The organism is Haloprofundus salinisoli (assembly GCF_020097815.1).
Classification (GTDB): domain Archaea; phylum Halobacteriota; class Halobacteria; order Halobacteriales; family Haloferacaceae; genus Haloprofundus; species Haloprofundus salinisoli.
In genome coordinates this window covers 1,270,701-1,285,705 of sequence record NZ_CP083663.1, presented here as the reverse complement: position 1 = coordinate 1,285,705, position 15,005 = coordinate 1,270,701, and the positions used below count along the sequence as shown (strand labels likewise).

At 65.6% G+C, this 15,005-nt stretch carries 16 protein-coding genes; 3 read left to right on the top strand and 13 right to left on the bottom strand.

What is annotated here, in order from left to right; all coding sequences use genetic code 11:
• Positions 1-200 precede the first annotated feature (200 nt).
• Positions 201-410: a dodecin family protein gene (locus LAQ73_RS06860; protein ID WP_224270489.1), complete on the bottom strand. Its 210-nt coding sequence runs from the start codon at positions 408-410 to the stop codon at positions 201-203.
• 161 nt (positions 411-571) lie between these two features.
• Between LAQ73_RS06860 and LAQ73_RS06855 the strand changes: the two genes are divergently transcribed.
• Complete coding sequence (locus tag LAQ73_RS06855) at positions 572-898, top strand: PepSY-associated TM helix domain-containing protein (protein ID WP_224270488.1); 327 nt, start codon at positions 572-574, stop codon at positions 896-898.
• 83 nt (positions 899-981) lie between these two features.
• Positions 982-1,539: a YciE/YciF ferroxidase family protein gene (locus LAQ73_RS06850; RefSeq protein ID WP_224270487.1), complete on the top strand. Its 558-nt coding sequence runs from the start codon at positions 982-984 to the stop codon at positions 1,537-1,539.
• A gap of 81 nt (positions 1,540-1,620) precedes the next feature.
• Here LAQ73_RS06850 and LAQ73_RS06845 read toward each other — a convergent pair whose 3' ends face one another.
• The 9 genes from LAQ73_RS06845 to eif1A all read right to left on the bottom strand — a co-directional run bounded on the left by LAQ73_RS06845 (position 1,621) and on the right by eif1A (position 10,362).
• Positions 1,621-1,785: a hypothetical protein gene (locus tag LAQ73_RS06845; RefSeq protein WP_224270486.1), complete on the bottom strand. Its 165-nt coding sequence runs from the start codon at positions 1,783-1,785 to the stop codon at positions 1,621-1,623.
• Between the two features lie 151 nt (positions 1,786-1,936).
• Complete coding sequence (gene thsA / locus LAQ73_RS06840; RefSeq protein ID WP_224270727.1) at positions 1,937-3,577, bottom strand: thermosome subunit alpha; 1,641 nt, start codon at positions 3,575-3,577, stop codon at positions 1,937-1,939.
• 183 nt (positions 3,578-3,760) lie between these two features.
• Positions 3,761-4,300, bottom strand: coding sequence for a KH domain-containing protein (locus LAQ73_RS06835; protein ID WP_224270485.1), 540 nt, complete (start codon positions 4,298-4,300; stop codon positions 3,761-3,763).
• A 72-nt stretch (positions 4,301-4,372) separates the two neighbouring features.
• Positions 4,373-5,302: a DMT family transporter gene (locus LAQ73_RS06830; protein ID WP_224270484.1), complete on the bottom strand. Its 930-nt coding sequence runs from the start codon at positions 5,300-5,302 to the stop codon at positions 4,373-4,375.
• Between the two features lie 96 nt (positions 5,303-5,398).
• Complete coding sequence (locus LAQ73_RS06825) at positions 5,399-6,553, bottom strand: tryptophan--tRNA ligase (RefSeq protein WP_224270483.1); 1,155 nt, start codon at positions 6,551-6,553, stop codon at positions 5,399-5,401.
• A gap of 207 nt (positions 6,554-6,760) precedes the next feature.
• Positions 6,761-8,080 (bottom strand): MFS transporter, encoded by a 1,320-nt coding sequence (locus tag LAQ73_RS06820; protein WP_224270482.1) that lies wholly within the window; start codon positions 8,078-8,080, stop codon positions 6,761-6,763.
• Between the two features lie 94 nt (positions 8,081-8,174).
• A complete protein-coding gene (locus LAQ73_RS06815) occupies positions 8,175-9,071 on the bottom strand; it encodes a winged helix-turn-helix domain-containing protein (RefSeq protein ID WP_224270481.1) in 897 nt (298 codons plus the stop codon).
• A 48-nt stretch (positions 9,072-9,119) separates the two neighbouring features.
• Entirely contained in the window at positions 9,120-9,977 is an 858-nt protein-coding gene (gene rio1, locus LAQ73_RS06810) for a serine/threonine-protein kinase Rio1 (protein WP_224270480.1), read from the bottom strand.
• A gap of 100 nt (positions 9,978-10,077) precedes the next feature.
• Positions 10,078-10,362, bottom strand: coding sequence for a translation initiation factor eIF-1A (gene eif1A, locus LAQ73_RS06805; RefSeq protein WP_117593569.1), 285 nt, complete (start codon positions 10,360-10,362; stop codon positions 10,078-10,080).
• 119 nt (positions 10,363-10,481) lie between these two features.
• Between eif1A and LAQ73_RS06800 the strand changes: the two genes are divergently transcribed.
• Positions 10,482-10,658 carry a DUF7470 family protein gene (locus tag LAQ73_RS06800; protein WP_224270479.1) on the top strand — a complete coding sequence of 59 codons (177 nt, stop codon included), beginning with the start codon at positions 10,482-10,484 and terminating at the stop codon, positions 10,656-10,658.
• 9 nt (positions 10,659-10,667) lie between these two features.
• On the opposite strand, the gene LAQ73_RS06795 is transcribed toward LAQ73_RS06800, so the two are convergent.
• The 3 genes from LAQ73_RS06795 to LAQ73_RS06785 form a co-directional block, all read right to left on the bottom strand.
• Positions 10,668-11,663 carry a tyrosine--tRNA ligase gene (locus LAQ73_RS06795; protein ID WP_224270478.1) on the bottom strand — a complete coding sequence of 332 codons (996 nt, stop codon included), beginning with the start codon at positions 11,661-11,663 and terminating at the stop codon, positions 10,668-10,670.
• A 214-nt stretch (positions 11,664-11,877) separates the two neighbouring features.
• Positions 11,878-12,906 carry an AI-2E family transporter gene (locus LAQ73_RS06790; RefSeq protein WP_224270477.1) on the bottom strand — a complete coding sequence of 343 codons (1,029 nt, stop codon included), beginning with the start codon at positions 12,904-12,906 and terminating at the stop codon, positions 11,878-11,880.
• A gap of 92 nt (positions 12,907-12,998) precedes the next feature.
• Complete coding sequence (locus LAQ73_RS06785; RefSeq protein ID WP_224270476.1) at positions 12,999-14,972, bottom strand: DUF460 domain-containing protein; 1,974 nt, start codon at positions 14,970-14,972, stop codon at positions 12,999-13,001.
• Between the last annotated feature and the right edge of the window lie 33 nt (positions 14,973-15,005).

Below are 15,005 nucleotides of genomic sequence, written 5' to 3'. Positions count from 1 at the left end.
TGCTCGGTCTCCGGCTCGGTCGTCGAGGGCGCGCCGTCCGTCTCCGAGGACGGTAGCTGTGGTGAACATGCGTTGATAGAACCCGAGTAACATACCCTCGTCTCGGCATTAGCTTTGGAGCACGTAAATGAAAGTTCGGGGGTCGACGACGCAGCCGTTCGACTCTCCGCCGTCGTTTCGCCGCCTTCGAGCGGTCCTCGTTACTCCTGGCCGTGTACCGGGAACGCTACCTCCGCCGTCGCGTGGTACTCGACGATTTCGTCGTTCTCGACGTTGGCCGTCCAGTCTTCGATCTCGAGGCCGCTGATATCGTCGATGGTCTTGTTCGCCTCCCGGAACGCCTCCTCGGCGGCGTCCTGCCACGATTCCTCCGACGTGCCGAGCACTTTCACGATTTTCACTGCGGTCATGCGGGTCATCGTACCACGAGTGTCGGAATGTGATTTTTGTCGGCTGCGACTGTCTCTCACCTCCGAGAGAAGGTCATCTTCGACCGTCCGATTCGCCGAAGCGAGTCTCACCGAAAGCCCACCAAAGCGACTTCCGCGTCGGTGACGCATTCTCGCCCGTCATGAAGGACGAACCAGATACCACCGGAAAACTCCGCTCGCTGGACATCAACCGAATCTTCGACCTGCTGGACGACCAGCCGTTTCCGGTCGACACCGACGAGCTCTGTTCGACGTACGACGACGTGACGGTCAGCTACCCCGGCGGCGGAGGCGACTCGCTGGCGCGCGTGCTCCGGACCTCCGGCAGACAGACGTACGAGACGATGGACGACCTTCAGCTGTCGATACTCAACGGCGTCCAGCGCAACGCTGTCGGTCGGCCGCGCTACAGCGACCGCGACCCGCCGGTCGCCGGGGACGAGCACGACCACCAGCAGTCGTTCTGACCCGCTCGCTCCGTCTTCGTGACGTACGCCGACGCACGACCGCCAGCGCACGACCATCCCGGCCCCAAATCGATCCACGACCCATGAACATCGAAACACTCCACGACCTCTTCACGTACCGCCTCCAGAGCGCTTACGCCGTCGAAACCGAACTCGTCGACGTCCTCGACGAACTTGCGACCGCCGCGGACGTCGATGCACTCGACGACGTGGCTGACTCCTCGGTTCGCGCGGACCTGCTCGACGCCTTCGAGACCCACCGCGAGGAGACCGAGACCCACGTCGAGCGCGTGGAGACGGTGTTCGAGGTCATCGAGCGCCGACCGGAGACGAGGGACGTACCGATGCTCGACGGACTCGTCGACGAGACGCAGCGCTTCAACAACATCGTGTTGAACGACGCGCTCAGAGTCCCCTACTACCTCAACGCCGCCGCGACGGCCGAGGAACTCGAAATCAGGCTGTACGACCAACTGCTCGAACTCGCGGCGGCGCTCGACCTTCCCGAGGAGGCGACCGACGCGCTGGAAGCGAACCGGTCGGACGACCAGGAGGCGCTCGACCGCCTCGAAGCGCTCGCGGCCGCTGACGAGTTAACGGCAGCGTTCGAGGAGTTGGCCGCCCAGAGCCCCGAGACCTGAGGCCGACCGACCTGTACGCTATGGCCGGCGGTGCTCACTCCATCGTCACCTGCAGGGCTTTCACTCCCTCGCCGTCGACGGTCAGCCGGAGCACCTGCACGCTGAGTTTTCCCCCGTGTTCTCGACCGTTATCGAAATCTCCACCGGCGTCCCGACTTCGGCCTCTCCCGGGACCGAGAAGCCGCTGTAGTCGGAGACCCAGAACTCCGCAGAGGGCCGTTCGACCGCCGTCGGCTTCGACAGCATCGGAGAGTACGAACTGGCGGGCGCAGAAAAGAGTAGCGCCGCTGACGGGAGTTCCGGGCGGGTCAAAAAAATCGGATTCGGCGAACGGGCCGACGGTCGGAAAGCGGTGCGAAGCGGTTGCGGTGAGCGGGTGTGACCTATCCGGGGGCGCTCACATCGCGCCGCCCATACCGCCCATGCCGCCCATACCGCCCATGCCGCCGCCCGGCGGCATCTCGTCGTCGCCGCCGTCGTCGGTGGACGCGCGGAGGTCGCCCGCCGCGATGACGTCGTCGATGCGGAGGATCATCACGGCCGCCTCGGTGGCGGACTCGATGGCCTGCGTCTTGACGCGGAGGGGTTCGACGACGCCCTCCTCGTTCATGTCGATGACGTCGCCGGTGTAGGCGTCGAGACCCGCACCGAACTCGCCGCCGTCGTGCCGGGAGCGGAGGTCGACCAGCGAGTCGATGGAGTCGAGACCCGCGTTCTCGGCGAGGGTGCGTGGGATGACTTCCAGCGCGTCGGCGAACGCCTCGATGGCGAGCTGTTCGCGGCCGCCGACGGAGTCGGCGAAGTCGCGGAGCTGCAGCGCGAGCTCCGTCTCGGGAGCGCCGCCGCCGGGCAGCACTTTGCCGTCTTCGAGCGTCGTGCGGACCACGCCGAGGGAGTCGTCGATAGCGCGCTCGACCTCGTCGACGACGTGCTCGGTGCCGCCGCGGAGGATGAGCGTCACGGATTTGGCCTCTTCGACGTCCTCGACGAAGATGCGCTCGTCGCCGCCGACGTCCTTCTGGGCGACGGAGCCGGCGAAGCCGAGGTCCTCGGCCTCGATGTCGTCGATGTTGGAGACGATGCGGCCGCCCGTCGCGCGGGCGAGGCGCTTGAGGTCGCCGCTCTTGGCGCGGCGCACGGCGAGGATGCCTTCCTTGGCGAGGTAGTGCTGGGCCATGTCGTCGATGCCGTCGCCGACGAACACGACGTCAGCGCCGACGTCGACGAGCTTGTCGACCATCTCGCGCAGCTGTTTCTCCTCTTGGTCGAGGAACTGCTGGAGCTGGTCGGGGTCGGTGACGTTGACTTCGGCGTCGATCTCGGTCTCCTTCACTTCGAGCGCGCCATCGAACAGCGCGACGTTGGCGTCTTCGACCGCGTACGGCATGTTCTCGTTGACGCGCTCTTTGTCGACGATGACGCCCTCGACGAGCTCGGAGTTGTCGATGGCACCGCCGACGACCTTCTCGACGCTGACGTTCTCGGTGTCGATGTCGTCCTCGTCCGCGACCGCGAGCACGGCGTCGACGACGAGTTCGGCGAGCTGGTCTTTGGCGCTCTCTGCGCCCTTGCCCGTCATCGCCGTCGCGGCGATTTTGACGAGCGTCTCGCGGTCGTCCTCGGAGACGTCGATGGCCTGCTCGTTCAGAATCTCTTTGGCTTTCTCGGCGGCCTGTCGGTACCCCTGCGCGACCGTGGTCGCGTGAACGTCGGAGTCCAGAAGCTCCTCGGCCTGGTCGAGAAGCTCACCGGCGACGACGACGGCGGAGGTGGTGCCGTCGCCGACTTCGTCCTCCTGGGTCTCGGAGACTTCGACGATCATGTTCGCCGCGGGGTGGTCGATGTCCATCTCTTTGAGGATGGTCACGCCGTCGTTCGTGACGACGACGCCGCCCGAGGAGTCGACGAGCATCTTGTCCATCCCTTTCGGGCCGAGCGTCGTGCGGACCGACTCCGCGACGGCTTTGCCCGCGGTGATGTTCATCGACTGCGCGTCCTTTCCGGACGTCCGCTGACTGTCCTCCGAGAGTACGATCATAGGCTGGTTGCCCATCCGGCGTCGCTGAGACATAATCACGCCATGATTGTTTGTGATTCTATAAAAAGATTTCGAACACTGCTATGGCAAAACGACACACTGTGTGGGGTTTGACAGCGGAATCGAACGTTCATCGACTGTGGGTATAAGTAGTCGATAGGCGACAGAAGGTGGCGTCGGCGCTCAGTCCGAGGAGATGTCGAACCCTCGGCTGAGCTCGTTGTGCTTGCGTTCGAGGAACGAGTACACCGCGCCGTGAGGGGCACCGTCGAGCAGCATTCCGGCCGCACGGCGGACCGCCTCGACTTCCTCGGGTTGCCCGATGATGCCGAGCGTCGACCCGTAGATGACGACGTCCGCGCCGCTGAGCTCCTCCATCAGTTCGCGCGTCCGGCCGTTCTCGCCGATGAGGCGGCCTTTCTGACGCTGGAGGTCGTTCTTGTTTCGTGTCTGTTCGTCGAGATCGATGAGGTCGAACATCCGCATCTCGTCGTTCAGAAGCGACAGCGCGGTCTCGGGCGAGAACCCGCGGCCGATCGCCTGGACGATGTCCGGCGCAACGAGACCCGTGACGGGGTCGCCGACCGAGTCGATGGCGACCGACCCGGACTCGGAATCGATGTCGAGGCGGACCTCCGCCTGACTCTCGATTTCGCGCATGGTCTCGCCGCCGTCACCGATGAGAACACCGATGCGGTCCTGCGGAACCTTCACGTGTTGCATGCCCCCTGCTACCCATCGGAGCCGTTTAAGCGTTCCTTCGGCGGCACGTCCCTCGGTTCTCGGTATCGACACTCACGCGGCGGAACGCTCTCGGAACTTCCCGAACCCTCGCCGCAGCATCGGCGCGAGGTCGTCGCCGCGCAGGAGCGCGAACCCGGCGACGATGACTGCGAAGCCGACGAGCGTGAGCGCCGTGATGGGTTCGTCGAGGAACAGCCACCCAACAGTGACCGCGACGACCGGGATGAGATACGAGACGAGGTTCACTTGCAGCGGTCCCAACGTCTCCAGGAGGTGGAAGTAGACCGCGAAGCCGACGCCGCTGGCGAACACCGCGAGGTAGAGTAGGAGCAGGAACGCCGTCACCGTCGGCCGAACCGCCGCGAGCGACTCGCCGAGCGCGAGGCTGAACGCGACCAGAATCAGCGCGCCGGGCAGCATCGCCCACCCGGTGAGCGCGACGACGGACATCGTCGGCCGGTACCGCCGGACGAGAACGCTGCCGAGCGTCACGCTCGCCGCCGCCGTTAGGACGAGGCTCTCGCCGACGACCGATTCTCCGAGGAGATTCGACGGGTCCGGCCGAATTACCAGTGCGACGCCGACGAAGCCGACGAACAGCCCCAGAACGTACCGCCGCGAGAAGCGCTCGTGCGGCAGCAGCCCCCACGCGACGACCGGCGTCAGAATCGGGATGAGACTGTAGATGATGGCGGCGACGCCGCTGGTGGTGAACTGCTGGCCGAGATAGAGGAGTCCGGTCCCGCCGATGAAGAACACCCCCGCACCGAGGACGGCGGCCCAGTCGCTCCGCGTCCGCGGCAGCCACGCGTCGGTCGTCGCGGCGGCGAACCCGAGGAGCAACGCAGCCGACAACAGGTAGCGCCCGGCGGCGAAAAGCAGCGGCGGGACGTAGTCGAGGCCCGCCTTGATAGCCGGGAAAGCGGCCCCGAACAGCAGCGGTAGCAGGAGAAACAGCCCTATCGTTCGCGCGCGACTCATAGCGTCGATAGACTATCAGACGGATTAACCTTCGTCGTCGATTCCGCGGACTGTCCGACGGGCGAGCGTCTCGGCCCTGCCGGCCCTCACCACACCTCACTCGCCGCCGAACACGTCGGGCCGCACTTTCGCTCGTTCCTCCTCGGTCAGACGGTACGGCTCTACGGCCTCTCGAATCTCGCCCTCGGGTCGCCGGGACTGGTGCGCCTCCAGGAAGTCGGCGATTCGCTCGGCGGCGAACTGCTTCAGCTCGCCGCTCAGCAACTCCCCGGCGCGGTACTCTCGGGCCAGTCGCTCGATCGTCTCGTCGTCCGTCTCGAAGAACGAGAACAGCAGCTGGTAGGCGATGTCCACCTCGGGGTCGCCGCCCTTCTTGCGGTGCTCGTCGATATCCGCTCGCCCGCCCGAGAAGGCGTACTTCGACACTTTCTGCTTCACTGTCTCGCGGTCGTCGGTGAGGTAGATGCTCGGCTCGTCGCCGGAACTGCTCATCTTACCGCCTCCGCCGCCTAGTCGAGGTAAGAACTTCGAGAGCAGTGCCCCCGGTTTCTCCACGTCGTAGCGCTGCTTGCCGGCGATGTCGCGGCAGACGCGGATGTGGGGGTCCTGGTCGACGGCGATGGGGACGAGCGTCGGGTGCCGCCCGTAGAGCAGTTGCGGCAACAGGAGGTGTGTCGCCTGCACCGCCGGATAGAATCCCAGGCCGACGTTCGGCGGGTCGCCGTAGGTCGCTTCCACCGTCGCGGGCGTGATGTCCCTGGCGAACTCGGCGGCGAGCGGGTAGACGACGTCCGCGTCCGCGGTGTCGACGACGAAGCGCGTCCGATCGGGATCGAAACCGACCGCGACGAGGTCGCGGAGGTTCTCGCGCGTGTGTTCGTGTATCTCCTCGAAGGAGAGGTCCTTCGAGAAGTACTTCTCGTCGTCCGAGAGCGGAACGTAGACGTACGCACCCGTCTCCTCTTGCATCCACTTCGCGAAGTAGAAGGGGAGAACGTGGCCGAGATGCATCGGTCCGGATGGACCGCGTCCCGTCACGAGCGAGACGGTCTCACCCCGAGTGGCGGCGCTCGTGAAGCGCTCTACGTCGCGGCCGGCGTAGAAGACACCGCGGCGAAGGAGCGGGTGCGGCGGCTGCGGAAAGGTCGATAGCTGTTCGTCTGTCAGTCGGTCTGCGCCGAACTGGTCGAGGAGGCGGTCGTAGTCGACTTCGCCCTCGACGCTGTACGGCGTGACGGTGAACTCTGGCATGTGTGCTGGTGGTTTCGTGTACTGGTCGAATGCGATGCGACCCAGGAGAACGAAGTGAGCGCCCGCGTCGCGGTCGCCGGGTTACGCCGCGGCGACGACGACGGCGGGACTGTCCGCTCCCGAGAGAGGCGACCACCAGCGCCAGGGAGCGGTTGTCATCGAGCGAGAGTAGACCCGGGACTGAAAAAAGCGTGTCGCCGAGTCGACTCAGACGTTCAGCGTCTCGGTCTCCCCGACGGACGGCATCCGGCGGAGCGTCGGCACCGCGGCCCAATACCCGCCGAGACACACCATTGCGACGCCAGCGGCGTAGAAGAGGACGACCGGGGAGGACGCCCCCGCGACGCCGCCGCCGACGAGCGACCCGAGTGGCACTGCCACCGACGCGACGCTACCGAGTACCGCGGAGACGCGCCCGAGGAGACTCTCCGGCACTATCGACTGGACGAGCGCCGCCATGAGCACGTTGAACGCGCCGACGGGTATCGACGCGAGCGCGAACAGAACCACTGCCACCGTGACGGAGCCGAACACCGTGGCGGCGACGACCGAGGCGAGCCACAGTATCCCGGCCAGCGAGAAACTGGCGACGCTGAGTCGTCCGAAAGGGATGGCCTCTACTTTCGACGCACCGACCGCGCCGACGAACATTCCGCCAGCGAGCGCCGCCATGAGCGCTCCATAGACGCTTGCACCCCCGAGCGCGTCCGCATAGGCTGGCATGGAGGCGAGCGCCGCGCCGGAGGCGAAGTTGACGCCGACCGCGCCGACGAGGATGTAGGTCACGACGGTTCCCCGGAGGTAGTCGACGCCCTCTCGGAGCGAACTGACGTAGGAGGGTGAGTCGCCCCCGTTCGCCTCCTCTCCGGCTTCCGTCTCCTCGTCGCCGCCGTCGGCGACGGCGGTTCCGTCGGAGTCGTTCGTTTCGGAGGCGGATGCGTCGTCGATCTGTTTCGACGGCGGAATCACGACGCCCCCAAACAGCGCCGCGGCGACGGCGAACGTGACGGCGTCAACCAGAAACAGCGTCACCGCGCCGACGACGGCGATGAGCACGCCCGCGAGCGCGTTGAATCCGGCGTCGACGCCCTGATACGCCAGCGAGAACAGCGAGTTCGCCGAGACGAGCTCGTCGCGCTCGACGAGGCGCGGCAGCGCCGCCGACTGCGCGGGGTAGACGAACTGGTTCGTCAGCGAGAGCAGCGGCATCACGACGAGCACGAGGGGCGCGGAGAGGTAGTCGAGCGCGGCCGCGGCGGGAATCGCGAGAATCAGCAGACACTGGACGAGCTGCGTCCCGACGAGCACGCGCCGGAGGTCCCAGCGGTCGACGAGCGGCCCAGTGAGAAACTGCAACCCGGAGGGTGCGGCGGAGAGAAACCCGGCGACGCCCGACATCGCGGGGTCGCCCGTCAGATCGTACACCAGCCACATCGCAGCGATGTAGTAGACGCTGTCGCCCGCGTTCGTCACCAGACGGCCGAGGAAGAGTCGACGGAACGGGACGTTACGGAGGAGCTGTCTCATACCTCACCGTCTCACCTGTCCGAGTTAACTGATAGCAGAATGACTGTTCTGTAACGGTGAGGACAGAACCGTGGTTCTGTTCGAAGTTCGACCGTTAGGCGTCCGACCGCTCGACGTCGACGACCTCACCGGAGTCGTCGACGACGAGGGCGACGGACTCGCCGCCCACGCCGACCGTGGACCGAACGCGCGGCGGGTCTCTCGAAAGCATCTCCGTTTCGTTCGCATCCAGAACCTGGTCGAGTTCCCACGAGGGGACGTCGTCGAGGTCGATACCGCGGTCGGCGAGAAACGCGACGACCGTCGAGTGGTTCGTCGCCAGCGTGTCGACGCTGGCGAGCATCTCGTTCCCGCATCGGCCGCAGCGGTACCGGAGGTACGCCACCTCGTTCCGGAAACTGCGGTTTCTGTCGTGGCCGTCCTCGTTGAGTTCGAGACTCGCGTCGAGTCGCCCCGAGCAGTTCGGGCAGAACCCGCGGGTCGCCTGTGCGAACTCCGAGAGCACCCACCGCTCGAACGCCAGCGGGAGCTCCTCGCGGTCGTACTGCTCGATGGTCCCCGGCGGGAACGTAAAGGACATCCTGACGGTACCGCACTCGCAGCACCGAATCTTGGCGTGTTCGTCCTCGTAGACGGCGACGAGCGACGCCCCGCACTCCCGGCAGTCGCCGTCGATCTCGATGGGTTCGAGAGAGACGGACGCGGTGTACGTCCCCGCCAGCAGTGCGCCGACGACCTGCGTTCCGGCGAGCGTGAGTTCGTAGCCGCCCTCATCGCGGCGGACGAAGGAGTCGAGCAGTTTCTTCAGATGGTAGTTGAACTTCCCCGAGTCGCGGACGCCGACGCGCGCTCTGAGTTCCGAGAAACTGAGAGAATCGTCGGCATCCGACAGTTCGCGGAGGATGGCGAGACGCGTCTCGTCGGCTAGAAGCGAGAACGCCTGTTCGGGCGGGTGGTGTTCGACGGTTCGCGACTCCGACTCGTCGCTCATACCGCAGGTGGCGTCGCGGGACGGCTTGATTCTGTCGTCGGAGAGAGACTACGGCTCGGGTTCGACTTCGGTGACGTACTCGTGCAGTTCCTCGCCGGTCACGTCGAGGCCCTGCCGCGAGAAGAAGTTCGCGACGTTCTCGCAGTCGCGGTCGAGGAACTCGTCGGCGTTGGGGTGGTGAACCGTCACCGCTTGTCCGAGGTCGATGATGACGAGTTCGCCCTCGTGGATGATCATGTTGTACTCCGAGAGGTCGCCGTGGACCAACCCGGCGCTGTGAAGACGCCGCATGTACTCGCGGACGACTTCGTACGCCGTCTGCGGGTTCTCGACGTTCACCTCCGCGAGCCGGCGGGCGCGCTCTTCGACGAGACCGACGAGTTCCATTACGAGCACGTTGCGCTCGACGGCGATGGGCGTCGGCACGCGGACGCCCGCCTTCTGGGCGCGTTCGAGGTTGGCGAACTCCTTTCTGACCCACGCGAGCACGATTTTGCCTTTGTCGTTGCCGATGCCCCGGAAGCGGGGGTCACCTTCGAGATACTCGCGCATCTGCCGGAAGTTCGAGGCGTTGATTCGATAGATCTTCACCGCGACGTCGGTGTCGTCGGCCCCGAGCGCCTCGTAGACGTTAGCCTCCTTGCCGGTCGAAATGGGGCCGCCGAACGCGTCGATGTGGCCGTCCTGAACCAGTTTGTAGATGGCCGCGAAGGTGGCGTCGTCGAACACCGACTGCTCGACTTTGAACTGGTCGGCGTCCTTGATGCGCTTTCTGAACTGGCTGAACTCGCGGTCCCGGCGGCGTGCGATACGGTCGGCCTCCGTGTCGGAGACGTCTATCTCCTCCCACTCGTCTCCGAAGCCGTCGACGGCGTCGAGCTCCACCAGGCCGAACTCGTCTGTCATTCGTAGGAACGTACGGGCGGGGACACTAAAAGACTCGCAGGTGTGCCCCGGCGGTCGCTCCGCGCTTCGGTCCGTCGACCCCGGCATCCGCAAAACGAAGCTACTGAATGTGGCCTTCCTCGCGCAACTGCTCGGCTTCCTGCTTCTTGTAGCGCCAGGTCACGTCGGCTTTCTCGTCCTGCCAGTCCCACGGTTCGACGAGGACGACGTCGTCTTCGCGTATCCAGATGCGTTTCTGCATCCGACCGGGAATGCGAGCGGTCCGTTCCGTGCCGTCCGCGCAGCGGACCTTCACGCGGTTTGCGCCGAGCATGTTCGTTACGACCGCGAACTCCTCGTCGTCGTTCGGCATTCGAAGGTTGTTGCGCCCTTCGTTCTCGCTCATAGGGGGGCGTTCGTCGCCCCAACTGTTAAAACCGCCGTTGAACACCGAACGCGCGACAGAAGGACTTCTCCCGCGAGACGACCGGTGGTTTTACCGGACGCACGCGAGGAGTACAGCGTATGCTCGACAAACTCGGTACGGCCGGTGTTTTCGGTATCGTTCTGCTGCTCGCCGGAATAGGTATCGTGGCCTATCAGGCACCCATCGTCGCTGCCGGTCTCGCGCTCGTGTTGGCAGGCGTCGGTCTCGTCGCGCAGGGTATCGTCAAGAGTACGATGCGGGCGTTCGGATTCTAAAGGGCCCCGCTACTGCTTCGCCTGTCGAATCTTCTCGCGGCCCGGTGCGACGAGTTCGTCGAGGTACGTCGCCAGCGCGCCTTTCGCGTCCGCCGGGTGTAGTTCGCCGGATTCGAGGTCGCCCGCCAGCGACGCGTAGTCGTCGTACTCGAGGTTGCCGCCGTACTTCTCGGGCCGCTCGACGACCACCGTCTCGAAGCGCGGGAACACGTGGTACTCGAAGATCTGGAGCACGGGGTTCTCGCGTTCGTTCCCCTCTTCATCGGGGTCGGGATCGGCCGTCGGCGGGCAGTACGCGCCGTTGACCTTCTCTCGGATATCTTCGGTCGAGTCCTCCATCGAGATGGTGACGCCCTTCGAGGAGGACATCTTGCCGACGCCCGACCCGAGGTCGGCGATGAGCGGCGTGTGCAGGCAGGTCGGCGACTCCTCGCCGATGCTCGGCAGCGTGTCGCGCGCGAGCATGTGAACTTTGCGCTGTTCCATCCCACCGATGGCGAGGTCCACGTCGAGGTAGACGATGTCGAGCGCCTGCATCAGCGGGTACACCGCCTGCGAGACTTTCACCGCCTCGCCGCTCTTAATCTCGGCCATCGCCCGTTCGGCGCGCGACATCGAGGTGTTCAGTTCGAGCGCGTGGAGGTCGAGGACGTACTCGCGGTCGAACTGGAACTCCGAGCCGAGGACGAACTCCGTCTTCGACTCGTCAAGGCCGTAGGCGATGAACTGTTCTTTCATCCGCTCTGCCGTCCGGCGAATCTCCTCGAACGTCCCTTTGTCGTTGAGGTAGGCGTGGACGTCGGCGAGCAGGACGGTGACCTCGAAGCCCGCTTCCTGCAGGTCGATGAGCTTCGTCGCCGTCAACATGTGACCGATGTGGAGGACGCCGGACGGCTCGTAGCCGACGTACGCCCGCTTGCCCTCGGGTGATTCAGCTAGCGTGCGTACCTCGTCCTCGGTGACCACCTCGGCGGCGTTCCGGGTGATGCGCTCGTAGACGTCCATACTCGTACCGAGCGTGGGGTGTGGGATATGACTTCTGGAAGTGTGTCAGGGCGTCCGAGTGTTGAAATACGGCGACGGGACCGCCCCTCTGCGTGCATTGAGAACTGCGCGGAGCGAGTCGAGGCGGGTGTCCGGGAAGCCGCTCCGCGAAGTCACTCCCGGCTGTCAGCCCCATCGCTTCGAGCGAACGCTCCGAAATCGCGCGTCGGACGTTTCAGGGTTGCTCCAGCACCTCGTAGTAGTCGTCGAACACCTCGATGGTCGCCTTGAACAGCCCGAGCAGGATGGGCCCGTAGAACAGTCCCATCGGACCGATGACGTATATCGCGCCGAAGACGCCGACGAGGATGACCGCCGAGTTGAGCGCCGACCCGCGGTCGATGAGGTACGCCCGGAGGTAGTCGTCGATGAGCGCGACGATGGTCAGTCCGTACAACGCGAGCAGGACGGCCGCGAGGACGCGGTTCGCGAGTGCGAGATACACCACCGCCGGGCCGAGCACGACGCCGACGCCGAGAATCGGGACGAGCGCGACCACCATCATCACGACCGTCCAGAACCCGGCGTTCGGGACTCCCGTGACGAAGAGGCCGACGCCGGCGACGACGCCCTGGACGACGGCCACGAGGACGTGTCCCTTGAGCACCGCCCACGTCATCGCGTTCGTCTTCGCGTAGAGTTCGTCCTGCACCGTGTGCGGCAGCGGCGTGACGTACTTCAACCACTCGACCAGGCTGTCGCCGTCCTTCAATAGGTAGTAGAGGACGAAGACGAGCAGTAGCAGTCCGAGCGTCGCGTGAACTCCCGCGCCAACGATGCCGGAGCTCTGCTCGGCGAGTATCGACGAGAGCTGTCCGAGGGCGGCGTTGATCTGCGAACGAATCGACAGTTGGACGCCGAAGTACTGCTCGACGAGTCGCTCGACGGTTTGGAGCTCGGGGAGCTGTTCGAGCTCCCGCGGGACGAGGCGGCCGCCGCTCGCCAGCCCGTACACCAGCAGGGCGACCGGAAGGAGGACGCCGAGAATCGCCGTCCCCACGAGAAACGCGGCAGATAGCTGCGAGCCGATACGCCGGGCCAGTCGCTTCTGCAGCGGGTAGAACACGAACGCGAGCAGCGTGGCGGCGAGCAGGTAGGTGAGAAACGGGAGTAATATGAGCCCGGTGACGACGGCTAGCGCGGTCACCAGCACCCCGGCGAAGACGACACGAACGTTGGGAGCTCGAAGCTCGGGCGAAGACATACCGTGAACTCAACGTCGGGATGAATGTCTCTTGGGCTACAGTCGTCCGTTGGGCGGACGGTTCTCCGTCCGGTGGCGTCTCGGCCCGCTTCTCACTTCCCGCGGTTCTCCGCGCGGTGTTCGGAGATGATCTGGTCGACCATCGCCGAGTTCTGATCGCGGCGACGCTCCTCGGCGCGCTCGCCCCAGTCGTCGACGACGGCTTCCACGTCACTCTCGCGGGCGACGGCGAGTTCGTCGACTTCCTGCATCGACACGTCCTCGGCGGGACCGACCGGAATCTCGGCTTCGAACAACACCTCGTCGGCGGCGTCCGAGAGGCCCCCCTCGCGGAGGACGACGCGCGGCTCGGTCTCCGCCAACAGTTCGGCGGTGCGTTGGCCCGCGCCGCTGGCGTCGCGGAGGTACACCACATCGCCGGCGACGAGGCCGAACTGCTCTTGGGCCGTTTCGATGGCGTCGCGCGTGAACTGCTCGACGACTTTCACCGCGACGAGGTCTCTGTCGGCCGCCACGTCCGAGAAGTTCGAGTGGTCGAGCTTCCACAGCGTCTTCAGGCGGTCGAGCTTTCGGTCCAGTTCGTCGGCTCGCTGCTCGGCCCGGTCGCGCTCGCGCTCCAGTCGCTCGTTCTCGCGTTCGAGCCGGTTGACCTCGCGGCGTTCGCGGGCCTCGCGGCGTTCCTTGCGCCGGGCGTCGGAGAGCTCCCGCTCGTACTCCGCGATAGTCTCGTCTTTCGTCTCCAGACGCGTCTTCAGGTCGTCGGCGTGTTCTTCGAGGCGTTCGACCCGCCGTTCGAGGCGCTTGATGCGCTTTTCCTCCGCGGTGAGCTCGCGCGGTTCGTGCGTCGACTCCGCCTCCTCGTCGTCTTCGACGGTCGGGTCGAGTTCTCGGAGCACCGCTTCGACGGACTCCTCCTCGGCGAGAACGCGGGCGATGACCTCGCTTCGGTCGACGTTCGGCGGCACCTTCCGCGTGATGCGGGCGAACTGGTCCTCGTGGGCGTCGTAGGCGAACAGCGCCGCCGCCAGCGCGTCGCGTTCGTGGTCGTTGTCGTAGTCGACGTTCCGAGTTCGGTGGAGCTTCTCGTCGACCGGGAGGTCCGCCGACGGTGCCCAGCCGACGGCCTCGAAACTCCGGCGGAACTTCTCGACCGTCTCGGGCATCGGCTGCACGTCGGCGGCGACGATAGTCGGTCGGCCGCGCTCGATGAGCCACTCGATGACGCCCGCGGTGTCGTCGGTCCGCGTCGAGTAGACGTCGAGGACGTTGCCATCGAGGTCTGCGACGGCGACGGCGGTGGTCGTCCCGGGGTCGATGCCGACGATGACGCGGTCGCGTCGCTTCACGAGCGGTTCGAACTCGACGCCGTCGCGTCGCTCGCGCTCGATTTCGACCCGCACGTCGCCGGAGCGGTTCGCCGAGACGGGGATGTCCTTGGGACGTGCTTCGACGGTGAAGATGGCGTTCGAAAAGCCGCCGTACTTCTCGGTCACATCGCGTTCATACTCCAGTCCGGCTTTGTCGAGTTCCGACTCGATTTCGCGGGCGCGGCGCCTGACGTTGCCGTGGATGCGGCGAGTGTAGCGGTCCTGGCTCCACCCGCCCTTGCCGGTCGACCGCCCGCGAGAGACTTTCACCGTCGTGGTGTTGGTGAATGCGCTGACTTCGTAACCGACGTTACCGAGCGCGAGGCGGGCGGCCGCCTCCGCTTCCTTCATCGGTTTCTTGCCGTAGGGGACGCCGTGACGGGAGGCGACCCGCGAGAGCGGTTCGGGGCGCTCCGCGCCGGTCACCTGGACGAGTTTCGTCGCTTCGGGGAGCCACCGCAGAAAGTGGACGAGCGCGTCCTTGTCGGCGGCGAGTTCGTACATGTTGTCCGTCGCCAGCATCGCCGGTTCTCGCGCTTCGACGAGTCGTCTTAGCTTTCGCAGCGACACTACGTCGCGTTCGACCTCGTCGCCGTCGAGGACGACGAGCGCGTAGGAGGGAGCGTCGCCGCGAACGTCACCGCTCTGAATGTCGACGCCGAAGACGACGGAGTCGAGCGCACGCGTCCGAGCGTTCACGCTGACAGAATAAGTGGTCAGTCAGTAAATACC